Annotated in this window: 22 protein-coding genes; 12 read left to right on the forward strand and 10 right to left on the reverse strand. The window is 52.0% G+C overall.

Annotated features, from left to right (window positions below; genetic code table 11):
• Window positions 1-198: 198 nt before the first annotated feature.
• Window positions 199-2,235 carry an NAD-dependent DNA ligase LigA gene (ligA, locus tag G3M78_08455; GenBank protein ID QPJ65419.1) on the forward strand — a complete coding sequence of 679 codons (2,037 nt, stop codon included), beginning with the start codon at window positions 199-201 and terminating at the stop codon, window positions 2,233-2,235.
• Window positions 2,236-2,296: 61 nt separating this feature from the next.
• Here the strand turns inward: ligA and G3M78_08460 are convergent, their stop codons facing one another.
• Complete coding sequence (locus G3M78_08460) at window positions 2,297-3,598, reverse strand: DEAD/DEAH box helicase (GenBank protein QPJ65420.1); 1,302 nt, start codon at window positions 3,596-3,598, stop codon at window positions 2,297-2,299.
• A gap of 364 nt (window positions 3,599-3,962) precedes the next feature.
• Between G3M78_08460 and G3M78_08465 the strand changes: the two genes are divergently transcribed.
• From G3M78_08465 to G3M78_08485, 5 genes are all read left to right on the forward strand, one after another.
• Complete coding sequence (locus G3M78_08465; protein ID QPJ65421.1) at window positions 3,963-5,672, forward strand: FAD-binding protein; 1,710 nt, start codon at window positions 3,963-3,965, stop codon at window positions 5,670-5,672.
• Entirely contained in the window at window positions 5,672-6,610 is a 939-nt protein-coding gene (gene sdhB, locus G3M78_08470) for a succinate dehydrogenase iron-sulfur subunit (GenBank protein QPJ65422.1), read from the forward strand. The genes G3M78_08465 and sdhB overlap by 1 nt, the downstream gene beginning before the upstream one ends.
• Window positions 6,607-7,488 carry a heterodisulfide reductase gene (locus G3M78_08475; protein QPJ65423.1) on the forward strand — a complete coding sequence of 294 codons (882 nt, stop codon included), beginning with the start codon at window positions 6,607-6,609 and terminating at the stop codon, window positions 7,486-7,488. Before sdhB ends, G3M78_08475 begins: the two co-directional genes overlap by 4 nt.
• Before the next feature lie 61 nt (window positions 7,489-7,549).
• Window positions 7,550-9,103, forward strand: coding sequence for an SLC13/DASS family transporter (locus tag G3M78_08480; protein QPJ66811.1), 1,554 nt, complete (start codon window positions 7,550-7,552; stop codon window positions 9,101-9,103).
• 50 nt (window positions 9,104-9,153) lie between these two features.
• Window positions 9,154-9,504 carry an STAS-like domain-containing protein gene (locus G3M78_08485; protein QPJ65424.1) on the forward strand — a complete coding sequence of 117 codons (351 nt, stop codon included), beginning with the start codon at window positions 9,154-9,156 and terminating at the stop codon, window positions 9,502-9,504.
• 85 nt (window positions 9,505-9,589) lie between these two features.
• Here the strand turns inward: G3M78_08485 and G3M78_08490 are convergent, their stop codons facing one another.
• Genes G3M78_08490 through G3M78_08510 form a run of 5 tightly spaced genes read right to left on the reverse strand, consistent with a single transcriptional unit; the run spans window position 9,590 to window position 14,092 of the window.
• Window positions 9,590-11,095: a glycine dehydrogenase subunit 2 gene (locus G3M78_08490; protein QPJ65425.1), complete on the reverse strand. Its 1,506-nt coding sequence runs from the start codon at window positions 11,093-11,095 to the stop codon at window positions 9,590-9,592.
• Between the two features lie 8 nt (window positions 11,096-11,103).
• Window positions 11,104-12,195, reverse strand: a complete 1,092-nt coding sequence (locus tag G3M78_08495) for a glycosyltransferase family 9 protein (protein ID QPJ65426.1) — start codon at window positions 12,193-12,195, stop codon at window positions 11,104-11,106.
• A 17-nt stretch (window positions 12,196-12,212) separates the two neighbouring features.
• Window positions 12,213-12,383 (reverse strand): Trm112 family protein, encoded by a 171-nt coding sequence (locus G3M78_08500; GenBank protein QPJ65427.1) that lies wholly within the window; start codon window positions 12,381-12,383, stop codon window positions 12,213-12,215.
• A gap of 17 nt (window positions 12,384-12,400) precedes the next feature.
• The gene (gene waaC / locus G3M78_08505) at window positions 12,401-13,480 is read right to left on the reverse strand and encodes a lipopolysaccharide heptosyltransferase I (GenBank protein QPJ65428.1); all 1,080 of its coding nucleotides are present in this window, start codon (window positions 13,478-13,480) and stop codon (window positions 12,401-12,403) included.
• 3 nt (window positions 13,481-13,483) lie between these two features.
• Window positions 13,484-14,092: a phosphatase PAP2 family protein gene (locus tag G3M78_08510; GenBank protein QPJ65429.1), complete on the reverse strand. Its 609-nt coding sequence runs from the start codon at window positions 14,090-14,092 to the stop codon at window positions 13,484-13,486.
• 61 nt (window positions 14,093-14,153) lie between these two features.
• Here G3M78_08510 and G3M78_08515 point away from each other — a divergent pair, with 61 nt between their 5' ends.
• The 6 genes from G3M78_08515 (at window position 14,154) to G3M78_08540 (ending at window position 22,761) form a co-directional block, all read left to right on the forward strand.
• Window positions 14,154-14,870 carry a glycosyltransferase gene (locus G3M78_08515; protein QPJ65430.1) on the forward strand — a complete coding sequence of 239 codons (717 nt, stop codon included), beginning with the start codon at window positions 14,154-14,156 and terminating at the stop codon, window positions 14,868-14,870.
• A complete protein-coding gene (gene hisD, locus G3M78_08520) occupies window positions 14,857-16,140 on the forward strand; it encodes a histidinol dehydrogenase (GenBank protein QPJ65431.1) in 1,284 nt (427 codons plus the stop codon). Before G3M78_08515 ends, hisD begins: the two co-directional genes overlap by 14 nt.
• 443 nt (window positions 16,141-16,583) lie before the next feature.
• Entirely contained in the window at window positions 16,584-18,566 is a 1,983-nt protein-coding gene (locus tag G3M78_08525) for a cytochrome ubiquinol oxidase subunit I (protein QPJ65432.1), read from the forward strand.
• Between the two features lie 69 nt (window positions 18,567-18,635).
• A complete protein-coding gene (locus G3M78_08530; protein QPJ65433.1) occupies window positions 18,636-19,979 on the forward strand; it encodes a cytochrome C in 1,344 nt (447 codons plus the stop codon).
• 9 nt (window positions 19,980-19,988) lie between these two features.
• Window positions 19,989-20,963 carry a cytochrome c gene (locus G3M78_08535; protein QPJ65434.1) on the forward strand — a complete coding sequence of 325 codons (975 nt, stop codon included), beginning with the start codon at window positions 19,989-19,991 and terminating at the stop codon, window positions 20,961-20,963.
• 52 nt (window positions 20,964-21,015) lie between these two features.
• On the forward strand, window positions 21,016-22,761 hold the full coding sequence (locus tag G3M78_08540; protein ID QPJ65435.1) for a c-type cytochrome: 1,746 nt from the start codon (window positions 21,016-21,018) through the stop codon (window positions 22,759-22,761).
• A 379-nt stretch (window positions 22,762-23,140) separates the two neighbouring features.
• Here G3M78_08540 and G3M78_08545 read toward each other — a convergent pair whose 3' ends face one another.
• From G3M78_08545 to G3M78_08560, 4 genes are all read right to left on the reverse strand, one after another.
• Window positions 23,141-23,368 carry a DNA-directed RNA polymerase subunit omega gene (locus tag G3M78_08545; GenBank protein ID QPJ66812.1) on the reverse strand — a complete coding sequence of 76 codons (228 nt, stop codon included), beginning with the start codon at window positions 23,366-23,368 and terminating at the stop codon, window positions 23,141-23,143.
• Between the two features lie 83 nt (window positions 23,369-23,451).
• Window positions 23,452-24,489: a low-specificity L-threonine aldolase gene (gene ltaE / locus G3M78_08550; GenBank protein ID QPJ65436.1), complete on the reverse strand. Its 1,038-nt coding sequence runs from the start codon at window positions 24,487-24,489 to the stop codon at window positions 23,452-23,454.
• The gene (locus G3M78_08555; GenBank protein ID QPJ65437.1) at window positions 24,476-24,820 is read right to left on the reverse strand and encodes an RTA1 domain-containing protein; all 345 of its coding nucleotides are present in this window, start codon (window positions 24,818-24,820) and stop codon (window positions 24,476-24,478) included. The genes ltaE and G3M78_08555 overlap by 14 nt, the downstream gene beginning before the upstream one ends.
• 227 nt (window positions 24,821-25,047) lie before the next feature.
• A complete protein-coding gene (locus G3M78_08560) occupies window positions 25,048-26,187 on the reverse strand; it encodes a porin (protein ID QPJ65438.1) in 1,140 nt (379 codons plus the stop codon).
• Window positions 26,188-26,382 lie beyond the last annotated feature (195 nt).

A 26,382-nucleotide genomic window follows, 5' to 3' on the forward strand; every position in this document is an offset into this window, starting at 1 on the left:
CAGAGTGTCCATTGTATTCGCCGGTTAAGGGTGTCAGATCCGAGTGATAAAAAACTTGTTGCCTGTGTCGGATTCGCGGAAAATAAATTCGTCCCAAGAAAACGTTTTCCCTGCTCCAAAGTCGGGCGCTATCCATAGCCCAGGTAGCAGGATTTATGTTTTTGGGTTTCTTTGGAAACATTTTACATTAAAACTCGCATGATGTCAGATTCAGATAAAGAAAATATAGAGCGTTTGCGCGACGAAATTCTGCGTCACAACCAGCTCTATTATAATGAAGACCGACCGGAAATTTCTGATCGCGAATACGATACCCTGCTGGAGCGCCTGAAAGAACTTGAAAATGCGCACCCGGAATGGGCCAGTCCGTCTTCCCCCACGCGCCAGGTAGGCGGTAAGGCGGCTGAAAAATTCCCTCCCGTCGTTCACAAGTCGCCCATGCTGAGCCTCGACAATACTTATAATATAGAGGAGCTTAGAGCTTTTCATCAGAGGGTCGCCAAAAACCTGGGCGCGGGAGCGTCTTTCGAATATCTGGTGGAATTGAAATTCGACGGTCTGGGCGTTTCGCTCACCTATAAGGATGGGGAATTCGTTCAGGGCGCGACGCGCGGCGACGGCAAGGTGGGAGAAGACATCACCGCCAATCTGAAAACCATTCCTTCAATTCCTTCTCGCATGAATGATAACGGGGCGCCAGCGCCTGCACTGCTGGAGGTTCGCGGTGAAGTGTTCATGAGCCGCGCCGAGTTTGAAGCGCTGAATCGACAGCGTGAAGAAGCTGGCGACCCTCCCTTCGCCAATCCCCGGAACGCGGCGGCGGGTTCCCTGCGTTTATTGGACGCTTCCGTAACGCGATCGCGCAAACTGGATATCTTCGTTTATAACCTGGGACATTTGGAGAACGGCCCGACGGGTTCAGACGCATTTCCATTTGCGACGCACAGCGAATTGCAACAGCAATTGAAGGACTGGGGATTCCAGCTCAATCCCAACCGATACGTTTGCAAGACTTATGAAGAAATTCTGCCGCGCATTGAAGAATGGCGGGATAAAAAGAAAACGCTGGATTACGAGGTCGACGGTCTGGTCATCAAAGTGAACGCTCTCGATCAGCAGAGGCGGCTGGGAAGCACCAGCAAATACCCGCGCTGGGCGACGGCCTATAAATACGAGCCGGAACAGGCGGAGACGCAGATTCTGGAGATCGTCTGTCAGGTGGGGCGAACGGGAGCGATCACGCCGGTCGCCAATCTGGAACCGGTGTCTCTTTCAGGTTCCACCGTCAGCCGGGCGACGCTTCACAATGAAGATGAAATCAAGCGCAAGGACATTCGCGTTGGCGATCGGGTGGCTATTGAAAAAGCGGGAGAGATCATCCCCAAGGTCATCCGCGTGATAACGACGCCAGGGCAGAGCCGAGGGGAGCCGTTTGAGATGCCCCGACAATGCCCGGAGTGTCAATCCGAGCTTCAACGTCTGGAAGGCGAGGCGGTCTGGCGTTGTCCGAACAGCGTGTGCCCGGCGCAGTTGCGAGAGCGTCTGAAACATTTTGCTTCGCGCAATGCGATGGATATTGAGCATATGGGACCGGCGGTGATCGAACAGCTGACCCTGCAAGGTCAGGTGCGTCATTTCTCTGATATCTACCAGTTGAAGCGCGATGAACTGGTGGCGCTGGAGAGAATGGCGGAGAAATCAGCGGACAATTTATTGCAGTCGATAGAGAAAAGTAAATCTGCCGGTCTGGCGCGTTTGATGTTTGGTTTGGGAGTCCGTCATGTCGGCCAACGCGCCGCCGCGACGCTGGCGCAGACCTATCAGAGCATCGACGCATTGATGCAGGCGGGGCGCGAGGAACTGGAAAGCGTTATGGAAATCGGCCCGGCGATGGCTCAGAGTATTGTCGAGTTTTTTGAAGCTCCGGCGAATCAGGAAGAGATCCGTCTGTTGAAAGAGCGGGGAGTCAAAACCACTCTCATCGAAACGGCGGGCGCGAGCGATCAGTTGAAGGGCAAACAGTTTGTGCTGACGGGAGGACTGGAGACGCTGACGCGCGATCAGGCTCGCGACAAAATCCTGCAATTGGGCGGTCGGGTGACTTCGTCCGTATCCGGGAAAACCGATTTTGTGGTGGCGGGCGCCGACCCCGGCTCCAAGCTCGACAAGGCGAACAAGCTGGGCGTGACGGTTTTAGATGAAGAGCGTTTTTTGAAATTGATTGAAGGAAACTGAGGCCAAGCGCAACGCGATCCGCGTTGAGTGACTCAATAAGGGATTGGGATTTTTAGAAAAATCAGCGTCTGGGGCGACGCGAAGAGGGCCTGCCGCCGCTACGTGAAGATTTGCCGCCGCTTCCGCTTCTGGACCGACCCGAGTTTCCCTGGGATCGGGATTTGGGGCGCGGGCGTCGTGGCGGTTCGCCGCCGGGCTTTTCCGTCAGAAAGAGTTCTTCTTCGGGCCAGACCACGGGAATTTTATTTTTAAGGTAATCTTCAAGCCTCTCCAGATTCAAGGCGAAATTTTCGCAACACAGAGCGATCGCCGTTCCCTTGGCTCCCGCGCGCGCCGTTCGCCCGATACGGTGAACATAGTCTTCGGGATCCTGCGGCAGATCGTAATTGATGACATGGGTGATGTTGTCGACATGCAGTCCGCGCGAGGCGACGTCGGTGGCGATGAGGATGTCCAGATCGCCGCTCTGAAATTGTTCCAGCACCTTGGTGCGTTTGTTCTGGTGCAGGTCGCCGCTGATCTGCAGGGCATTGTAATCGTTATGTTTCAATTTGAATTCGAGTTTTTCAGCCCAGACCTTGGTGTTGCAGAAAATCAGAACTTTCTCTCCGGCTTCGCGTTTCAGCAGGCCGAGAAGCAGGCTGAATTTTTCATGCAGGCCGACGTGGTAAAGCGACTGCTCGATTTTGTCCACGACGGTCTTTTCCGGTTCGATCTGGACTTTTTCAGGATTGTTCATGTGCTCGTAGCACAATTCCAGCACGCGGTAGTTGAGCGTGGCTGAAAACAGCATGGACAAACGCTGGTCGTAGGGCGGCGTGTTTCTCAGGATGTAGCGCAGGTCGAGAATGAAACCCATGTCAAACATGCGGTCGGCTTCGTCGATGACCAGAACCTGAACGCTCTTCAAGCTGAAAAACTTCTGCTTGTAATAATCTATGAGTCGGCCCGGCGTGGCGATGAGAATATCCACTCCGGCTTGAATGTCTTTTTTCTGTTTTTCGTAATCAACGCCGCCGTAAACGCAAACGATGCGCAGATCACAGAATTTGCCAAGGAGCAGGGCGTCCTTGTAAATCTGCATGGCCAGTTCGCGTGTGGGAGCGATGATGAGTCCTCGCGGTCCGACATAACCTTTGGGGCGTTTCGGCGCCGGTTGTTCGAGCAGTCGATTGAGGGTGGTGATGAGAAATGCGGCTGTCTTTCCTGTGCCTGTTTGGGCTTGTCCCGCAACGTCTTTTCCTTGCAGGCTTATTGGCAGTGATTTGGCCTGGATAGGAGTGCAATGTTCAAATCCGGCGTGCTTGATGCCGTCTAAAACCGTTTGCTGAAGGGGAAGGGACTCAAACTCAATCAAAGACAATGGGGAACTCCAGAAAAGAAAGGTGCGACTGGTACAAAATGTAAAACGAATAAATCCAGTCGGTTGCGTGGGCTTCGTCAAACTGGGACGATAGGCAACCGGGTTATTATATGCTTAACTCATTGGATTGCAATAGTTAAATCTCATTTTGCTTGACAGATAAGCATTGAAAATGCTTCAATTGCCCCTTCTTTTTGATACGCATTCAGTCAATGAACCTTGAGGCCACGCTTCAATTTATCTTAATTTTCAAATCCCCCAGATAGTTCCATCGTCGTCACAATCCAAGGTTGCCGTCCTCAGACGACTGGCTTGACGTTGTAAATCGGCAAATTGGCATGGGGACGTATATCAGGAAAAACTTGTGATCAAACACGATGTTGTCATTGTAGGCTCCGGCTTGGCCGGAATGCGCGCGGCTCTGGAAACCTGTCAGGGCTTGAACGTTGGTATTCTCACTAAAGTGTATCCCACCCGCTCTCATTCGGGCGCGGCTCAGGGCGGCATCGCCGCTTCGCTGGGCAGTACCGAACCGGACAGCTGGGAAGAGCATATGTACGATACCATCAAGGGCGGAGATTTCCTGAGCGATCAGGACGCGGTGGAAGAGTACGTTAAAGCGGCTCCGGGAGTTATTTACGACCTGGAACACAAGGGCTGTATTTTCAGCCGGACCCCGGATGGAAAGATTGCGCAACGCGCATTCGGCGGTCATTCCAAACCCCGCGCCTGTTTTGCGGCGGACCGCACGGGACATAATATTTTGCACGCCCTGCATGAGCAGTTGATCAAACATTCCGAGCGGGTCAAGATTTACTCCGAATGGTTCATGCACTCTCTCATTATAGAAGGCAACCGCTGTCACGGCGTGGTGGTCAGCGATATCCAGACCGGCGCGGTGGAAGTGATTCAGGCGAAAGCGGTGATTTTCTGCACCGGCGGTTATGGCCGCGTTTGCAAGATCACCTCCAACGCATTCGCCAGCACGGCGGATGGCGTGATGGCCGCGTTTCATGCGGGCATTCCTCTGGAAGACGCAGAATTCGTCCAGTTCCATCCATCAGGATTGTACCGACAGGGCATCCTGTTTTCTGAAGCGGCCCGGTCCGAAGGCGGTTACCTGGTCAACGGCAAGGGCGAACGCTTCATGGATAAATACGCTCCGTCCCGCATGGAGCTGGCGCCGCGCGATATCGTGGCGCGCGCCGAGCAAAGCGAAATCGACGCGGGTCGCGGGGTCAACGGCGAAGGTTATATCAATCTCGATTTACGCCATCTGGGCGCCAAGCGCATCAACGAGCGCTTGCCGCAGATCCGGCAACTGGGTCTCGATTTCATCGGCGTCGATTGCGTGGACGAACCGCTTCCGATCCAGCCGACGGCGCATTATTCGATGGGCGGGATTCCAACGGACAAATACGGTCAGGTCATCATCGACGCGGAAGGCACGCCGATGGAAGGTTTTTTTGCGGCGGGCGAATGCGCCTGCGTCTCCGTTCACGGCGCCAATCGACTGGGCACCAACTCCCTGCTGGAGGCGGTGGTTTTTGGCACGCGGTCGGGTAAGGCGGCGTACGAGTATGCAAAAAATGCGAGTTTTGGCTCCATCGACGAAGGTCGCGAAAAGACCCGCGTCCTGAAAGTCTTTGAGGATATTTTTCAAAGGGATGGATCGGAAAGCTACAACGACATTCGCAATGAGATGAAAGAGGTCATGACCACGAATTGCGGTGTGTTCCGTGAAGAGAGCAAGTTAAAACACTGCATTGAAACGCTTAAGAACTTACAATTCCGATATAAAAAGGGCAAGGTCACGGATCGCGGCAAGTTGTTCAATACGGAACTGTATGAAATCATCGAGCTGGGAAATATGCTGGAAATGGCGGAGATCATTTCCACCGCCGCGCTCAACCGCAAGGAGAGCCGGGGCGGTCATTTCCGATCCGATCATCCCAAGCGGGACGATGAGAATTTTCTGAAGCACACCCTCGTGTATCCTGGGAAAGACGAGTTGGATATTAAATACAAACCGGTGGTCATCACCAAGCACCAGCCAACGGAAAGAACCTATTAATGTCAAAATTCAAAATCAAACGCTACAATCCTGAAAAGCAGGCGGAAGCCTATTTCGAAGAGTTCGACTTCGAAATTCCGGAGGGCGCCACGCTTTTGGATTGCATGAATCATATCAAGTGGACGATGGACGGAAGTTTCACCTTCCGCATGTCCTGCCGAAGCGCAATTTGCGGTTCTTGCGCCGTCCGGGTCAACGGTCATGCGACGCTGGCCTGTCAAAAACAGGCGGTCGATCTGTTGAAGAAGGATGAGGTCGTTCTGGAACCTTTGGGAAACATGAAGCCGATGAAGGACCTTGCGGTGGATTTCACCCAGTTCTGGGACAAGGTCAACAAGGTCAATCCTTATCTGAAAAGTCCTTCCACGCCTCCGGAAAAAGAACGCTTGCAGTCTCCCGAGGAATTCAAATTGATCGACGACGCCAGCACCTGCATCATGTGCGGCGCCTGTTATTCCGACTGTAATGTTCTGGAAGTGGACGAAAATTTTCTGGGTCCGGCGGCTCTGGCGAAGGCGCAACGTTTTGTCAGCGACACCCGCGACGAAAACACGCTGGAGCGAGTCAAGAATCTCAGCGAATACGGCGGCATCTGGGACTGCACGCACTGCGCGGAATGCGTGGAGCGCTGTCCCAAACCGGCTCAGCCTTTTTACCGCATCAAGGAGATCATGACCGTCGCTCTGGAGAAAGGCGTGCATGACAACGTGGGAGCGCGGCATGCGCTTTCGTTTGTTGATTCGGTCAAGCACAGCGGTCGCCTCAACGAAAATAAATTGCCCGTCGAATCCATGGGCTTCTTCAACATCAAGGGCTTGCTGGAACTGGTTCCGGTAGGATTGCGTATGCTGTTGAAACGCAAAGTGCCCCCGATCTTTCATAAATCCATCGACGACGTCCAGGACGTGCGTAGAATTTTCAGGAAATTAAATCAATGAAATTTGCCCTGTTTACGGGTTGCGTGTCTAAAGGCGCGACTCGCGAATTGATGATATCGACCACCAAGGCCGCTGAAGGTCTGGGTATTGAATTTGTTGAAATGAAGAGCGCGGCTTGTTGCGGCGCCGGAGTGGTTTCGGAGCAAAGCCCTTTGCTGGCGGACGCTCTCAACGCGCGCACCGTGGCGCTTGCGGAAGAACAGGGGCTGGACCTTGTGACCATCTGTTCGACCTGTCAGGGCAACCTGAAAAAATCAGAATGTAATATCGATTCCGATCCAGAATACAAAGAACAGATCAATCATATTCTTAGCGAAGGCGGCCACCAGTACAGCGGCGGCAAGAGCCGGATCAAGCATTTCGCCAATATCCTGGCAACCGACGAGGGCATGAAGCTGTTGAAGGAAAAAATCAAACGCCCTCTCACCGGATTGAAGGCGGCGGCGTTTTACGGTTGTTATGTACTGCGCCCGTCTGGCTTGTCGGATTTCGATCAACCGGACGACCCGCATGGCATGGAAGACATTTTCGAGACCTTGGGAGCGACCCCGGTTTATTACGACAGCCGCATCAAATGTTGCGGTTTTCCCATCATCATGATGAATAAAAAAGCGTCGCTGGAAATGTCAGGCAACGCGCTTCTCGACGCCATTGAAAGTGGCGCGAATTGTATCGTGACCGGATGCCCGCTCTGTCACCTGAGTCTGGATTCGTATCAGCCGGAAATTGAGAAGTTGAAGAAAAAAGGCTATTCCATCCCCATTCTGCATTTACCGCAACTGGTGGCGCTGGCTCTGGGTTACTCGCCTCAGGAGTTGGAAATGGACAAGCACATTGTATCGACTTTGAAGATCAACGAAATTTTGTCCAGGGCCTGAGAAGGCGGTTCACGCCCCGGGCAATGACTCCTGGACGCGCGTCTTGAACTCCAGCCATTCCATACCTGAAATACCGTTCCGACGTCGCGTCATCGTCCTTCTGCTGGCGCTGGCGTCGTTTCTTGTCATCCTTCTATACCCGTTGCCGGAGGGGATGAACCCCGAATCGAAGCGGCTCCTCGCCGTCATCGCCTTGATGGCGATTCTCTGGATCGGCGAGGGGATTGCAATCGCCTCCACCGCCCTTTTGCCGCTTGCCTTATTTCCCCTGCTGGGGATCATGTCTTCCAAAGACGTTGCCGTGAATTATGGCAACCATCTGATCTTCCTGTTCCTGGGCGGCTTCATGATCGCCCTGGCGATGGAGAAGTGGAATTTCCATAAACGTCTTGCGCTGTGGATCATTTGTCGCATGGGAACCAGCCCACAGCGCATCGTTCTCGGTTTCATGGCGGCTTGCGGTTTTTTGTCGATGTGGATATCCAATACGGCGGCGACGATGATGATGCTTCCCGTCGCCATGGGAGTGGTGCGACAGTTTGCGGAGCAAAGTTCCATCGCCGGTCGCAAGGACGATGAAACCGAATCGAAAATTTACGAAGGTTTTGGTCTGGTTCTGATGTTGGGCCTGGCGTATTCAGCAAGTATTGGCGGGGTGGGCACGCTCATCGGCACGCCTCCCAATATTGTGTTCGCGGGATTGTACAAAGAGCTTTACCCGGAATTGGGCGGCGTTTCTTTTTTTCGCTGGTCCTTGTTTGCAATTCCGCTGGTCCTGGTGTTTTTACCCCTGGTCTGGTTGTATCTGTGTCGATTCGTTGCGCCGTTTCCTTTGGGACAGATTGAGATGTCTGCTAAAGGGAACGATGTCGTGCAGGAACAATTGCGCGCGATGGGGGCGATGAGCGACGCCGAGAAAAAGGTCGCGGTCGTTTTTGCCTCCACAGCTTTTTTATGGATCTTCAGAAAACCCATCTCTATTGGCGATTGGGTGATTCCCGGCTGGTCGCAGTTGTTTTCGAATCCTTCCTGGATTCATGATTCGACCGTGGCGATGGCCAGCGGGCTCTTGTTGTTGCTCTTGCCGGTATCGGGTCGGGCGGGGATGGAGCTGGAAGGCAGGCGCGAATATTTTGTGCTGGACTGGAAGACCGTGGAGCGTCGGGTGCCCTGGGGCGTCTTGATTTTATTTGGCGGCGGTTTTGCGCTGGCTTCGGGTTTTGGAAAAACGGGACTCGACCACTGGCTTGGAGAAAGCCTGAGCGGCGTCGGGGTTCTGCCGCTTGCGATCACGGTTTTATTGATTTGTTTGAGCATCACCTTCTTGACGGAGTTGACTTCGAATACGGCGACGTCGACAATGATACTTCCTCTGGTCGCGGCGGCGGCAGTGGCGGCGCAGATTCATCCTTTGATGTTCATGGCGCCTGCGGCCTTGTCGGCTTCCTTTGCCTTCATGTTGCCGGTGGCGACCCCGCCCAATGCGATTGTGTTCGGAAGCGGCTGGGTCAAGATTCCGCAAATGTCGAAGGCGGGCTTTGCCTTGAATCTGACCGGAGCTTTTTTAATTACTTTTCTCACGCTGGTTCTAGTTGAGCGAATATTGATTCATTAATGAGCGTTGTGCGTGTTGGGACGACGCTCTGATTTACAGGATGACAGACGATGAAAATTTCTTTATTGGATGAAATAGGCGAGAACTGCGTTTCTCTGGATCAAGGTCGGCGCATGTATGACATGTCGTTTCCGGTTCTCAAGGAGCGTCAGTCCGTGGTGGTGGATTTTGCCGGGATCAAATCGGTTCTCACTCCCTTCTTGCATGGATGGATCGGCAAACTGTTTGATTTTTACGACAAGGAAACGATTCTCTCCCGCCTGCAGTTTGCCAACACCGACGCCGCGCAATTGAAAAAAGTGAACGAGTACATCGACGGCACCGACAAACGCGATAACGATCGGGTGCAACGCGAGATGATGGAAGAATTGTTTGACGAGGACGATCTCGCCGATCTTTAGGATGCGGTTGGTTCGCCAGATATTCTGGCTGGTTACGGAAAAATTGTTTGACGAAGACGATCTCGCCGATCTCTAGAACCGCGCCCTAGTCGGCGCGTTTCCAACGCAGGATCGGATTGCGCGCGGCGCGGGCTTCGTCGGGACGAGAAGCGACCGGGAATTCCGGCGCGTCGTGGTAGCGATCAGGATCGGCCTTGCCGTTGGCGGAAATTTCGCGCATCGCGGCGATGAACTGATCGAGCGTCTCCTTGCTCTCGGTTTCCGTCGGCTCCACCATCAAGGCATTTTTGACGATCAGGGGAAAGTAGACCGTGGGCGGATGAAAGCCGCAGTCGATGAGCGCCTTGGCGATATCGAGGGTGGACAGCGGGCGCTGATGTTTGTTGTCGAAAACGCATTCATGCAGGCTGGCGCCGGGATAGGGCAGATTGAATTCATCCCTCAAACGCGCCTTGATGTAATTGGCGTTGAGAACCGCCATCTCGGCGGCGCGCTGGATGCCTTCCTTGCCAAGAGAACGGATATAGGCGTAGGCCCGCAGTAGAATGCCAAAATTTCCGTAGAACGTTCTCAGTCTGCCGATGCTTTGCGGTCGGTTGCAGTTCAATACAAAGCGGTTGCCTTGTTTTTCAATGAGCGGCGTGGGCAGAAAGGGTTCGAGGATTTTGCCGACCCCGACCGGGCCTGCGCCCGGCCCGCCGCCGCCATGCGGCGTGGAAAAGGTTTTGTGAAGATTGAAGTGCATGACGTCGATACCCGTCGCGCCCAATCGCATTTTCCCCATGATCGCGTTCAGGTTCGCGCCGTCGCAATAGACCAGCCCGCCTTTGGCGTGAACCGCTTTCGTGATCTCCAGAATCTGCGCTTCGAACATGCCGAGCGTGTTCGGGTTGGTCAGCATGATGCCCGCCGTGTCTTCATCCATCAAATCATTCAATTTTTTCAGGTCGATCAAACCTTCCGCGTTGGAAGGCAGAGGGATTGACTTGTAGCCGCAGAGGGTGGCGCTCGCCGGATTGGTGCCGTGCGCCGAGTCGGGAAGCAGAATCTTGCTTCGTTGATCGCCGCGCGATTCATGGTAGGCGTGGATCATCAACATCCCCGCCAGTTCACCCTGAGCGCCTGCGGCGGGTTGCAGGCAAATCGCGTCGAGTCCGCTGATTTCCTTCAGGGATTCCTGTAATTCAAACAAGACCTGTAGCGAACCCTGACAAAAATCTTCCGGCGCATAAGGATGCACGCCGCTGAAATCGGACATCGAAGCCAGCTGGTCGTTGATTTTCGGATTGTATTTCATTGTGCAGGAACCCAGCGGATAGAAATTGGCGTCGATGCTGAAATTCCACTGCGACAGGCGCGTGAAATGCCGCACCACTTCCAGTTCCGACAACTCCGGAAAGCCTTCGATGGAGTCGCGCGTTTCATCAGGCGACAGCAGAGTCTCCAGTTCAACCTCCGGCACGTCGCAGGCTGGGAGCGAGGGCGTTCTTCTGCCCGCCGAGCCAAGTTCAAAAATGGGCGGTTCATTGAAGACCAGACCGCGTTGACCGGGGTGGGCGGATGACGTATTCGCTGGATTGGCAGAGTTCATGGCAGTTCTCAGAGATTCGGGTTTGAACGATCCGCTTTAGATTCGCGGAGCAAGGTCAGGATCTGTTGCGTTACGAAGGGCGCTGGCAAGTCGTCGCCGTTGCGCTCTTCGAGAATGACATGGCGGTTGTTCACCGGCCCCCAGCGTTTTATCTCTCCATGTTTGAAGATGACGGCGAGGGGGGTCTGAACCGCCGAAGCGAGATGCATAATGCCAGTATGATTGCAAAAAAGCAAATCGCAAAATTGCATGAGAGCGGCCAGTTCCCTGACCGACATGAGCGGTAGAATTTGAGGTTCAAATTCCATCTTGCGCGATAATTCCCGCATCATGTTTTCTTCCCCGGGACCGACGATGAACAGAAGTTGCGCCTGATTTTCCCGGACCAGCGCGTTGGCGACTTCGATGAATTTATCGGGACTCCATCCCCATTGTGGCACGCGGGAGCCGATTTTGATCAATGCGACAGGAGGCCCTGGCTGGCGCGTCAGCGCTTCGAGTCGATTTTGGGCGGCCTGGCGCTCATCTTCCGAGAAACCGAGCCGTGGCGCCTCTGTCAGGGCCGGAGCTTTCAATACCTTCAGCAATTCGAGGTTGTTTTGCGTTTCATGTCGCGCCTCGCTGTCCGGCTCGCCGTGAAAATCGTAGAGCCAGGCATTTTGCGCATGGCGATAGCCTGCCCGGTAATGCGCTCCGGCGAGGAGCGTCAGGACCGATGCGGTGGCGCTGAAGCTCTTGTTGAGGGTCAGGCTCAGGTCGAATTTCTGCTTGCGCAGTTGCCGCGCAATTTTCCAGGGTCGCTTCGGATCGTAGGCGAGGGTACGGTCGATATCCGGGTGGTTTTGTAGTAGCGGCACATAATCTTTATGCACCAGGGCCGTGGTTTTCAAGTCCGGGAAAGAGCGCTTTAAAGAAACATAGACGGGAGTCGAAAGAACCACGTCTCCGAGGCGGTCGGGTCGGACGACCAGGACCGATTGAACGCGGTTCCATTCAAAATCCTGGGCCGCAGGTTTGCGACAAAGGCGAACCAGCGCCCCGATACCTTGCCATGCGAGAGATTTGACCTGTTTTTCCAGAGCCTTTGAGAATTGTCCCATGAATTGCTTGCAGACCTTCAGTCAATGGGCAGGGCTTCGTGCACGAGCATGATAGGAATGTCGTCGCGAATGGGATACTTCAGCGAACAGGCCGGGCAGACCAGTCCGTCCTCTTCTTCGGGCAGTTCCAGATCTCCCTTGCATTTGGGACATACCAAAATGTCGAGTAATTCTTTGTCGATTCCCATGGGTCGCCTTTCTGATTTTAAGGTTGAGCGAGAGTCGGCGCCGGTGGCGCCTGCAAGACAGTATGAACAGATTCCAGTACATCTTCAACGCTGATCGATTGCATGCATTCGTCGGTGCCCAGAGGGCAGGTCCGTTTCCAGCAAAAACTGCAGGGTAATTTTTTGAATACGCAACGGGTTTGAGCGCCATAAGGACCGTTGCGAGCCGGGTTGGTCGGGCCGAATAGAGCCACGGTCGGCCTGTTCAGGGCGGCGGACAAATGCGCCGGCCCGGAATCGCTCGCAATAAACAGGTCGAGGCGCCGGTAAATGGACAACGATTCGACGATGGTCGTGGCCGGAGCGACCCAGCAAGGTTCCTGCATTCTGGCGGCGATGGATTGCGCCATCCCTTCCTCTCCCGGCCCCCAGGTGACGAGAATCGAAAAATTATGATCCGCGCTGAGACGATCCCCCAGCTCGGCAAATTTTTCAAGACTCCATAGCTTGGATCGGAAACCGGCTCCGGGATTGATCCCGGCGAGGCGTCGGCGGGACATTTCAGGGTGGTCCCTGAAATAGTTTTCAATCAGCGCGTCGCCAGAAGGAGATTGCGGCAGATCAAAACGCATGGGGGTCTGTGCGCAGGGAAGCGCCGCCTGAGCCAGTGTAAGATTGCGTTCAACGACGTGCAGGTCGGCTTCCATAGGAGGAGCGTGATTGTTAATGAGAAAAGAACTGAACGCTTCCTTGCAGTTGGACTTATGGAAACCCCATGAATCCTTTGCTTGGGAAAGCCGGGCGAAGAGACCGCTTTTTAAAAGGCCGTGAAAATCCAGAACCAGGTCAAACTTCTTTTCGCGCAGTTCGCGCACGATCTGGCGAATTTCCCGGAAGGTGTCTTTGTTGATCTGTTTGCGCCAGCGTCGCGTGTTGACGGCGATGACTTCGTCCAGATCGGGGTGGTCGTCGATCAGGGAACGGAAGCGTTCTTCAACGACCCATGCGATGTGAGCGTCGGGATAGTTGGCGCGCAGGGTCTCCAGCGTGGGTAGGGTATGCACCACATCCCCGAGGGCGCTCATTTTTAAAATCAGAATTTTTTTGGGAGCGCTCATTGCTTAAACCCGAAACCGTTGCAGGCCCTGCCGGTATAACAAGTATCCCAAATAACCCATGAGCGATCCGAACGCCGCCCCGCCCAGAATGTCGCTGGGGTAATGCACGCCGAGAAAGACTCTGGAATACCCTACGATCAAGGCGATGCAATAGACCAGAAGCACCCAGTTGCGAAAGCACAGTGTTCCCAGCATTGCGAATGCAAAGGTGTTGCTCGCATGATTCGAGGGAAAAGAGAAGCTGTTCGAACAATTCACGACATGTTGCAATTGAGGAAGCACGTGACAGGGCCGAAGGCGCCCGATGCCTTCTTTGAAAACGTGATGGCTGATAGCGTCGTTCAGGCCAATGGCGATTCCTCCGGCAACGAGGAAGAGAGCGCCGCGCCAGCGGTAAACCCAAAGGATCAGAATCGCGACGATCAGGCCTGGAATCGCAAAGTTCTGCTTGATCGACACGAATTCCATGAATTTGATCCACAGTCGCGATTGGAAATGCGTGTGCACCCAGTCGATAAGATAAACGTCGATGTCGTAAAGCGAAATCATATAGAATAAAACTTTATCAGAGGCGCGGTCCTCTGACGGTTTGACTTTATGGGTCAAACCCATTAAAAGAATGAAAACGAAATGACCTTGAATCCAATCTGCCGATTATAACGAACCCCTGTGCATGAAGATAGAGCAAAAGCGCGCCCTTGTCCTGTTTGCGAAAGATCCGGTTCCCGGAAAAGTCAAGACCCGCTTGTCTCCCTGGCTGGGCGATGCAGATATTTTGAAAATCTACCGTCGTTTTCTGGAAGTTGGTTTGGAGACGCTGGCGTCCGTGAAAGACGCGGATTGCTTTGTGGGAATTCACCCTTCAATGGAGTCGGGGTTTTTTCAAGAGGAGTCGCGTCTGCCTTCGGGTTTTCGCACTTTCTTGCAGGAAGGGTCCGATCTTGGGGAGAAAATGCGCAAGGCGTTTCAGGATCGTTTGCGCGAAGGCTATGAGCGGGTCGTCATCATTGGCGCCGACAGTCCCAGTCTTCCGGTGGCCTATATCCAGCAGGCTCTGGATTCGAGAGCGCCGCTGGTTCTCGGTCCGGCGGTGGATGGCGGCTATTATCTGATCGCGATGGGTCCCGAACTGGTGGATGTGTTCGGCGGTATCCAATGGGGTGGGGAGACAGTGCTTCGTGATACGGCGAGCCGTATCGCAGCGCTTGGCGCAGACCTTGAACTCCTGCCGGTCTGGTACGATGTGGACCATCCCAGCGATTTGAAATTTTTGCTGACGCATTTGGAGCTTATGAAGGGGATCGGGGCAAAGCAACGATCCTTACTGGAATTGTTAAAGCAGATGGGAATAAACCAAAGGACGAGCGAAGTCGAACATGAGAATCATTAGATTTGATGAAGAGTCGTATCAAAAAGAAACGCAGGCGGTGATCCATCGTCTTGAGATGGATTTCGCCACTCAGGACGCGACGGTGCAAGCCATTCTGCAAGATGTGAAAGAGAAGGGCGACGAGGCTCTGCTGGAGTACACGCGTAAGTTCGACGGGCATACCGGCTCCCTGCAAGACCTGCGCGTGACGCCGGAAGAAATTAAGACCGCGTACTCGAAAATGAGCGCGGAAGAAATCGACGCTTTGAAAATTGCGGCGGAGAATATTCGATCCTTCCACGAAAAGCAAAAGCAGGAAAGCTGGGAATATTCCCTCGACGGCATCCGGCTGGGACAGAAAGTCAGCCCTCTGCGAACCGCAGGAATTTATGTTCCCGGCGGCAAGGCTTCCTACCCCTCGTCGGTATTGATGAACGCCATCCCTGCGAAAGTGGCAGGCGTTGAGCGGATCGTTATGTGCACCCCCTGTCCCGGAGGCCAGCCGAGCTGGCATGCGCTGGTCGCCGCCGATCTGGCGGGCGTGGATGAAATTTACAAGGTAGGCGGCGCTCAGGCCATTGGCGCGATGGCGTTTGGTTCGACGCTGGTGCCGCGCGTGGACAAAATCGTTGGCCCGGGGAATATTTTTGTCGCGCTAGCCAAGCGCATGGTCTTCGGCATCGTCGGCATCGACATGGTCGCCGGACCGAGCGAGATATTGATTGTCGCCGACGACACGGCCAACCCGGAATACATCGCCGCCGATCTGCTGTCCCAGGCCGAGCATGACGAAGAAGCCGTCTCCATATTGACAACCCCGTCCCAGGCCCTGGCCGAAGCGGCGCTTGAAGCCGTGAACCGGCAAAAGGAAAGACTCAAACGAGGCGCGATCGTGGACGCGTCGCTGAAAAACCAGTGCCGCCTGTTTGTGACCGAATCCCTTGAGGCCGCCGTGCAACTGGCCGACGAGATCGCTCCTGAGCATCTGGAGCTGGCGGTGGACGACCCGGTGGCGTGGGCGGCGAAGATTAACAACGCCGGCGCGATTTTCATGGGGCATTACACGCCGGAAGCGATAGGGGATTATCTGGCAGGACCCAACCATGTCCTGCCGACAAGCGGCACAGCGCGATTTTCATCGCCCCTGGGCGTTTATGACTTTATCAAGAGGACCAGCCTCATCACCTATTCGCAGGAAGCCTTGCAAAGAGCCTCAGGGACCGTGCAATGCCTCGCGGATATGGAGAATCTGGACGCGCACGCCAATGCGGTCAAGGTCCGTTTGAAGTGAAGCGACGAGGCGAATTGGTTTACGAAAACGGCACAAAGCCTAGAATTTCAAATTAACTTGACAATTTGCCGGGCGCTATGCTAATTATTTCGTTCATTTTGTGCCTATTGTGCGCGCGATGCGTCAAATCGCAAATAGGCGTGATTTTTTTAACTTGTTGATTTTAAATGTTTAACGCTTGCTTTTGCAGGAAGGGCGGAAAAAACATTTAGTATTAGCTATTTTGCGACAATTTTTACGGTTGCTATTTTGATGAATTTGGAGAAAAATAGCCCCCAAAATGGTGAATCTGGGAGAATATTGAACAAAATTACGAACTCGAATTTGAGCAGTTAAAAGACGACGGTAAACTAATCAATTTGGCGAATATATAAACAGTACGGTTTTAATTTTAATAATAGTAGTTACCTGGTGTTCCAAGATCCAAAACGGAGGTTAATAAAATGTTAGGGAAAGCAACCAATATGAAGAGGGGAACAGTTTTTGTAGCCTTTCTGATGGCGTTTGCGATGTATATGGCAGCGCCCGGCCTAACGGCGGATGTATTCGCTAAAGAAGTTCTGGCTGAGCAGGTTTTTGCTGAAGAAGCTTTTGCTAAAGAAGTAATGGCTGAAGAAGCGGCGGAAGGTGATGGCGAGCCTAAGATTGAATGGAGTCAGGACGTATTTTACAAGGACTGGGAAGGCAACCCGCTGAAAGGTCCAGTAAGCGGCGCTCCCGCTCCGGAGCTTGGCGAAAATGATTATAACAATTATGAGTTCGCGCCAAGTCGAATGATTCTCTGGGTTGCTAACCAACAGCATCTTTATTTTGGTAGCTTCGTACTGGCGGTTCCGATCTTCTGTATGCTCATTGAGTTCGTCGGAATTCGCTCTCGAGAGTCTGATCCGGTTATGGCTGTTAAGTATGACAAGCTGGCGCATGACTTGATGAAAGTCAGTCTGACAGCTTACTCCTGGACGGCCATCCTCGGCGGTATCCTTCTTTTTACCTTTATCACGCTCTTTCCTGGTTTCTTCAAATACATGGCAGGCATTTTCCGACCGGTAATGCACGTATACGCTCTGATGTTCCTCGCGGAATCAGGCGTTCTTTACGTTTATTACTATGGTTGGGACAAGATGAACAAGGATCCGTTCCTGAAATGGATTCATTGTAGCTTGTCTGTGTTGTTGAACCTCATTGGAACGGTTCTGATGTACCTTGCAAACTCTTGGGCGACCTTCATGCAGGCGCCGGGCGGTATCGACGAGCAAGGCCGTTTTCTGGGCAACATCTGGCACGTAATTCATTCCACCTTGTGGAATCCGGTTGGCGTGCATCGCATCCTCGGCAACATCGTTTTCGGCGGCGGTATCGTAGGCGCGTACGCGGCTTACCATTACCTGACGGCGAAGACGGAAGAAGAGCGAGCGCATTATGACTGGGTCTGTTACGTAGCTATGTTCATTTGTATCTTTGGTCTGATCCCGCTTCCTTTCGCAGGATACTGGTTGATGAAAGAAGTGTATGCATTCCGACAGCAGATGGGTATTACGCTGATGGGCGGCATCATGGCTTGGTTGTTCATCATTCAGGCGGTTATGATCGGCTTATTGTTCTTTGCGGCCAACTCTTACCTGCACAACGGTATGTCGCGTGTTAAGGGGTCGCATCGATATATGAAGTATTGTAAGTACATGATTCTGCTTCTGATCGTTTGTTTTACCATGTGGATGACGCCTCATACGATTGTTATGACGCCCGCTGAGTTGAAGGTAATGGGTGGCGCGCAACATCCGATTGTCGGTCACTTTGGCGTAATGTCAGCCAAAAATACCGCGGTCAACCTGATGATCACTTGTACGGCTCTTTGTTTTATTCTGTATCAACGAGCGAACAAGAAAATCACGGTTCCATGGGCGACGGTTGGTAACTGCTGGATCGCGGCTATCTTCGTAGGCGCTGCGATCAATATCATTTATCTCGGCGTGTATGGCTACTACCTCCCCGCTAACCAGCGTGTAGGTCTGTCTGTTCCTCAGGTAAGTAGTACCTTGACGGCTCTGTTTGCCGGCGTGGCGATCAATATCTCGATGTTTAAAGATTCTGAATCCTACGGCGACATTCAATGGGGAACGCAGTCTAAAGTAGGCACCTACGCTATCTTCCTGCTGGCGATTTCCTTCACCTGGCTGATGGGTCTCATGGGTTATATCCGATCTGCAGTGCGCTTGTTCTGGCACGTAACCGAGGTTCTGCGTGACAACTCGGTGGATGCGTATACCTTGACGATCGGCGAGGCGGGTAAGATGCTGACGTTCAACACGCTGTTTGTGTGGACGCAATTTGTGATCGTGTTCTGGGTAGCAAGTCTGACGGCCAAGAAAGAAGCCGCTCAACCAGCTCCTGAGGGCGTTCCAGTGCCGGCTCAGCAACAGCAGTAAGTTACAAGCTAATATTAATAACCATTTATAATTAGTTATTTTTAAGTATTCAAAGGAGAGGAGTTAGGGATGCTACCAGAACAGCATGACATCCTATGGTCTTACCTGACGATCATGTTTTCGCTGTTCTCCCTCTATGTGTTCATTAACGTGATTCAACATAGCAGGGAGAGGGAAACGGTTAACGGTAAGCTCTGGGGTTCTATTTTCGGAGCTGGTTTTGTGCTCAATATGTTTCTGACCGTCCACATGTTTGATTTGGTTCAGGCTGACCAAATGGCATTTGTTCCGTGGCAGGTGTTGGCGGTGTTAATAACCTTGCTGGTCTGGGGGATGTTCTTTAAGAACGAGAACATTCAAAATCAATCCCCTCCAATCATTCGCGGGGCGTTCTTCTGGTGTACGGTTTCGATTCTGCTCGCGGGTTACAGCAACTGGTTGCCGCAGCAGCGCTCGGATCCACCGCCAAAAGCGGCCGCGATCAGTGATGACATCACTATGGAGCAATTTGTAGACATGGGTCGCGTCATTGTATATGGCGCGAAACAGGTCGCAGGTCAGAAGTCGATTGGTAAAGGCCAGTGTCCTTTGTGTCATACCTTTGATCCTGCGGATCACATGGGTCGATGTCCGAACCTGTTCGGTATTGGCGAGAGGGCTGAGACGCGTGTTAAAGAAGATAGATATGCGACAAGTCCGGTAGCTATCGGAGAGACAGAGCCTGCGACGGGTGTTGTTAAAGGCGCTCCGGATCAGGTTGATGAAGCATATCGCCGATCAGGCAGTCCTGATTTGATTGGCGAGGACTATTTGAGAGAATCTCTGATGTGTCCTTCCTGTTACGTTGTTGAAGGCTTTGGCGGCGACGGCGATACAAAAAGCCCGATGCCGGTTATTTCCAAGCCTCCGATCAGCTTGACTCCGGTTGAGTTGAATGCGGTAATCGCCTTCCTGCAGTCTATGGATACGCCGGGCGATTTCTCCAAGGTAACGGTTCCTCTCCCAACTGCTCAGGCTGAAGCTCCGGCTGAAGATTCTGGTAGTGATGAAGAGGCTCCAACGTTTGTGACAGGTAATGAGCCTGTTGAAGAAATCATTAATACGCTGGGTTGTCCTTTGTGTCATGTGATTCCTGGCGTTGAAGGCGCGTTGGGCGCTTTGGGACCTCCGTTGCATGAGGCCACCAATGCACCGAACCGCATCAAAGATCCAAACTATAAAGGGAAGGCTACGAACACCAAGGAGTATGTCCGGGAATCCATTCTCGATCCGAGTGCGTTCGTAGTGTTCAATGAAGAAGCTGGGGAGCCTTACGCAGATGGATTGATGCCCCAGGATTTTAAAAACAAGCTGTCAGTGCAGGCGATTGATAAGCTGGTTGATTTTATCAGCCAAACCAAAGCTGAGGGCTAAGGAGACAACATGAATAAGACACTATTAAGTCTGATAGTATTTGTTGCCACCTTGGGTGTTTTTCATAATGTGTTGTTCCCCATTTTTACGCCCAAAGAGGCTGGCTGGATCATGAACCGGTATTCATATTACCTGATCATGGTTTTCGCGGTAATTTTCCTTCATCTCGCGATGAAATTGAAACCTGCTATGGCGTTCCGGGCCACTATGGTCTGGGCGCTGGGTTTCTACTTTTATAAGTGGATTTTGTATCCCCCGATTCCATGGACCCTCTTCATCACTTACATGATGTTGTGGTCGATCGGTACCTTCCTGTATATCAGTCAGGATCCGATCACCTTTCGGGAATTTCGCGCGCCGATCGTGAAAACGATCGTTGGCGAATACAAGGCGGCTCAGCTGATCGTTTTCACGCTCCTGCCTTTTCTCGTAGGTTTTGGCACTTATAAAGCGCTGTATCCGATTTTCCAGGAGCCAGTGGAGCTTAGAACGGTTCACCCTGCTCCACCGGCTACCACCAAGGTTCATGGAAAAACGTACACCCTGGAAGGTCAGACGAACCCGTTTCGTATTGACGAACAGGATAACTATAAAGACAGCTTCCCTTTCCTTGACGCCGATAAGCAGGAGTACATGAAGTACGTCACGGAAGGCGGAACGGTATTCTTTCAAAACTGCCATTATTGTCATGGCGATCAGTTGAATGGTCTGGGCATGTTCTCTCATGTATTCAACCCGACTCCGGCAAACTTTGTCGATCCGGGTACGATTGCGATGTTGAGAGAGTCCTTTCTGTTCTGGCGTGTTGCAAAGGGCGGACCGGGTCTGCCCAATGAATCGACGCCTTGGTCGTCTGCAATGCCACCTTGGGAAGAGCATTTGAATACCGATGAAATGTGGAAGGTCATCCTGTTTGAATACTGGTACACGGGCTGGCATCCACGAACATTCGATACCGAATCTGCTTCAGGTGGTGGAGAATAATTTAGTTAATTATTAAATCCGGTTAATTAACCTATTCATAAAATGGTGAACCATGTTAAGTGCTAACAAACATTTCAAAACACTGCGCTGGATGTTGCTGGCGATGGCGGTGGGGTTCTTGACCCCCGCTGTATCGTTCGCAGCCCCGGCAGACGCGGTGAAAAAAGACGTGCTTGAGCAAGGTAAGAAAATTTACTTCAAGCGATGCGTCTGGTGTCACGGCGTTGAAGGCGGAGGAGACGGCCCGGCAGCGGATCGTCTTTTCACCCGCCCCCGAAACTTCATTCAGGGTACTTTCAAGATCCGGGTTACGGATTCTGGTGAATTGCCATTGGAAGAAGATTTGATCAAGACGGTAACTAACGGACTTCCGGGTTCTGCAATGCCGCCTTGGGGTAATGTATTGAAGAAAGATGAAATCGTAGCTGTTGTTAACTTCGTTAAGACTTTGGTTCAGGATCGTAGTTTCGACGATTCGGATGAAGAAGTTTTCACCCAGGATTTCGGTACGAATCCTTGGGGAACCAAAGGTCCCTATCATTTGGGGATTCCTCAGGAAGCGGTTGACGCAGGTAAAGAAATCTTTATCAAAAATAAATGCTTCGAGTGTCACGGCGGCGAAGGTCGCGGTGATGGTAACCCGACGATGAAAGACGACTGGGGATTCCCGATCGTTGCGGCGGACTGGCAGCAATGCTGGAACTTCCGCGGTAGCCGAAGGAATCATTACGATCCTTTCAACGTTGTACGAACCATCTCCACCGGTTTGAACGGCACGCCGATGCCTAACTTCAAAGATCAGATCACTGTGGAAGATCGTTGGAAGTTGGCGGCATTCGTTAACTCTTTGTGTCCGAGAAAGAACATTGATCCGCTCGCTAACAAACCGGTCAATGACTTCCTCATCAGTTCAGAGTTTACTGAAGGTCCGGTTGCTAAAACGATTGATGATCCGATGTGGACCACTCCCGACGCTGATCCCAAGATCACCGGCTGGAGAGACTCTGAAGAGTATGCTGAAGAATGGGGTTCTATTCAACGACCTCGACGTAACTACATTGCGATGGCAGGTCAGATCACTCGCGGTAAGCGAAATTTTGATCCTAAAGTCGACAACCTCTGGGTAACGTCTCGTTGGAGTGAAGAAGAGAATGCTGTTTACTACCTGGTTGAATACCATGATCGTTTCCTTTCTGAAGATCCGGAATGGAGAGATATGGTGGCAATCGAATGGCCTGCACAGTTGCAGGATCTCTTCGGCGCTGAGAAGCCTTATTTCATCTTTGGCGACTCCAAGAAACCTGTACATATCTGGCGCGCAAGTTTTCTGGCTAAGAATTACCGCGCTTCTGCGGCTCCAAAGCCTGAAGGTTATGAGTTGGATATGAAAGTTGAGGAGTTGAACGGTAATGGCTTTGACGCGGTAACGGTCAGGGACAATACGGTTGTTGAAGTTGTTGACTCCAAGTTCATACAGGGACGTGTGAAAGTACTGTTCCGTCGTACTTTGACGACGGAGAATGCGGATAATCTGGAAGTTCAAATTCCGAAGAAACAGTTTATCCCGGTAGCTTTCATGCAATGGTCGGGTCGTGATCACGAGAAGGACGAGCACATGGCCATTTCGACCTGGTATTACACGATTCTTAAACCTTCGATTCCGACATCGATTTATTACAATGCCGTTATCATGGGTTGCGCTTTCGCAGGGTTTCAGGGTTGGTTGGTTTGGATGACTCGAAGAACTCGCAAGATGTATGACGAAGGCAAAGTTAAACGGGATGAACTTCCTGTATAACTGATAAGTAAGTATTAGACTAAAGGCCCGCCGGTTTCGGCGGGCCTTTTTTTATTGGATGAAGACAGGATACTTTAAGTAGAATTACCATGGATTGTGCCAGGGGTAAATGGTATCGGGAGTCAAGAATTGGGGCGTGATAAGGGGCGAACTCCTTATGGCATGAGCCCGAAGGGTAGGGGAATTTTGTGCTACTAGCGGGAAGACTGGGGTATTGGAGAGTTACACAACTTAATGCGGCAGCAGGAGACTGCAGGCTTTAAAGCCTGAGTCATTAGCAATTTTGGCTATGTGCAGATGCTAGTTTTAGAAGAGTCTCAGCGGGATTGCGAGAGAAGTCGTATATTCTGAAAGATGTTGCAGAAGGGTATTGCGGCGATCAATCTTCTTCGGAAACTTGTTCTAGATCCATATTGCCGTCATTGATTTCGCGAAGAGCGAGTTCAAAGAATTTTTTAGGCGAAGCATATTCTGCCGGATCGACATCGATGGTGGGTTGTGCTCCTTTTTCTATTTGATGGATGCGTTGTGCAACTAGAATACAAAGTAAAAAACGGCTTTTGACTACGTTTTGCGCTTCTTTGACCAGTTGCAGGGTTTCTTGCATTTCCATTTGGGAGCCTTTGAGAAATTCGTCGATAAAATTAAACTTACATTCTATTGAGACTTTTGTAAATTGTCAAACTGTAATCATGTAGCAAGCGCTGATTTTATGATTTCTACCGCTTGTTCACTATGTTCTCTTGTGATTTCGCGGTGAAACACGGCCCTGAAGGCGGGGCCTCTCAAATTTAATATTTTGAGTCCCTGCGCAGATGTTTTTGCGAGGAAGTCTTGAGCCGAAACCGATTTGCGCGTCATGTCAAAGAAAACGATGTTTGTTTTGATTTCCTCTGGATCAATTCGTATCCCTTCTATAGTTGCAAGAGACTGAGCAAAGTATTGAGCATTCATGCGATCTTCGCTCAATCTATCGGTCATTGTTTCCAGGGCGATCCGTCCTGCGGCGGCAAGGTGTCCCGCCTGCCTCATTCCTCCCCCAAGCATTTTCCTGACCTTCCTCGCGCGTTGAATGAATGCTTCGCTTGCGCATATCATCGAGCCAACTGGAGCGGACAGCCCTTTGGAAAAACAAAACATAACGGAGTCAAACCCCTCTGCCAGTTTCTCGGCTTTCTCACTGAGAGCCTCTGCGGCGTTGAACAGTCGCGCGCCGTCCAAATGCGTTGCCAGTCCATGGTCGTGAGCGAGTTGGGTGGCTTCGCGTGTGTAGTCGGTGGTCAGTGGAGAACCCTGACAATAATTATGCGTGTTTTCCAGAGCGATGAGTCGGGTGACGGGAAAATGCATGTCAGACGAGCGAATGGCTTTTTCAAGATCGTTCAAGTGAATGCGACCGTCTTTCAGGTTAGGCGCAGTACGCATGATGATGCCGCCCAGGGCGGAGGCGCCGCCGACTTCGTTGAGGAAGATATGACTTTGATCGCCAACGATAATTTCATCGCCCCGTGCGCAATGGGTCAGGAGGCAAATCAGATTCCCCATCGTTCCACTGGGAACGAACAGGCCTTTCGCTTTGCCCAGTTTTTGTGCGGCTAATTGTTCTAGCTGGTTGATGCTGGGGTCTTCTGCAAAGACGTCGTCGCCAACCTCAGCTGTGGCCATCGCGTCTCGCATTTCCTGGGTGGGTTGGGTCAGCGTGTCGCTTCGTAAATCAATCGTTACCATGTGTTGTCTCTATGCTTTGTGTCGTGGATTGTTTTTCCCGCTTGGCCTTGACGCGGTAGTAAAAGAGAGAGATAAAAAAAACCGGTAAACTCAAGCCTGCGAGAAGTATGTTTCTGGCCATCTCGCGCGTGAAGTCGAGGGATAACATGACGCTGTATTCTTCCTGAATGAGAAAGGTCAGCAGGGCGACGACGATGAACAGATAACCAAAACGTTTCCCACGTTTCGGGCCAGGGTTCACCATGCATGACGCGACAAAGTTAAGTCCGAGGAACAGCAGTCCGCTCAGGAACATCAGGTAGACGACGGAGTTTTGAGTGTGGCTCAACATTTTCTATAAAGTTTCAGCTCGAGGCATTGCAGTCGGGTCGAGAGCTTCGGCTAACGCGCGAAACTCTGAGTAAGGACCCGTTTAAAAAGTTTGGCCGCTATTTAAAAATATTGTAATCGGTCTGGAAGGGAGAATAAACCGATTTAACAGAAATAGGTGGGAATTAAAAATCGTAGGATGCGCTTCGACGGGAGTTAGCTATCTCCCGCCGAAGCGATTCTAAACGTTTAGAAGTAGAACAGCGCGTTGGCGGCGACTGTATCCTGACTGGAATTGAGCTGATTGTTGGAGCCATCGTTGAAGGCGAGGGCGGTCGATTCGTCGTGTCGGTATTCAACGCGGAACACAAAGTTCTGGTTCACGCGAATTTCCGGGGTGAGGGTGAGCTCCCACATTTTCTGTCCCGTCGTCACGTTGGCGCGAAAGCCGTCGTCGTCGTTAAAAAATTCGCCGCGCGCGTTCATAGAGAACCATTTGTTGTAGTCGTGACGCAGAATAGCCGCCACGCCCCACCATTCAGCATCGTCGCGCAGGCGAGCGAGAGACGCGGATTCTTGCGTGCCGTAGTCGAAGTTCAATTGCATGAAGGTCTTGTCCGTGAGAGCGACGTCGACCACGACATCCCAGATATTGCGCCAGTCGGAATTATTGTTGGCGGAGGAAGCGCCGCCGCCTGCCCAGTTGAACAGGATATTAACGTCGTCGGACGCGGCGTAGGCGATTTGAGCGCCCAGAGTTTTATCGTTGTTGTTGTCGGTCGTGTTGTCCCAGCCGTTGGCGATCATGCCGAGTACGCTGACTTTTTCGTTCACGTCGTAGATGGCGCGCACACCGGTGTGCGTGAAGGGAATGGCGAGGCCGAACATGAAGGAACGGGAAATATTGCTGTTCCATCCGTCGTAGCCTTCGATCACTTCCGCGCCGATATGCGTTATGAATTTACCGCCGTCGATTTGCAGGCCGTTGCCGATGGGCGCCCGATACGATACATAGCCTTGTTGTAAGTCAAAATCATGCGTTTGAACGTCGCCGGCGCTTGCAGTCGATTTTGCGACTTCAGGCAAGCTGAATCCGTAGGTCAGATCGGTGCGAAAACCGATGTCGCCGACGTTGGGAGTTTCGCGGACCAGCACGAGTTCGCCCACGTCAAATTTGAAGGAATTGGAATCGCGGTCAAAAATTCGGTTGGTCGAGTTGCCGTTGGTGGGCGATTTGGGATTATGAAAATTATAATTATAAGATGCCGAGGCAAAGCCGTGAACTTCAATGTCTTTTAAGATTTCCATAGCCGAGTCGGCGCGGGCGCTGTCGGAATAGGTTCCGCAAAGTAACAGGCTTGTTAGTAAGGCGGCGCTTATTTTTTTCATTCTGCAATCTCCTCCAAGAAATTGGTTCCCCAAGGTCTGCGCACAGGCGTTTGTTTTGGAGTTTGGATTTAAAATATCTTCGGTCGTTAAATTGTAATCAAATTTCCCAAGGTGTCAAACCTAATATGCCATAATTTAGAATGGCTTAGGCTTGATATAACAAGCCAGGCGACGCGAGACGGATTGCGTCCCGAT

It is taken from the genome of Candidatus Nitrohelix vancouverensis (assembly GCA_015698305.1).
Classification (GTDB): domain Bacteria; phylum Nitrospinota; class Nitrospinia; order Nitrospinales; family VA-1; genus Nitrohelix; species Nitrohelix vancouverensis.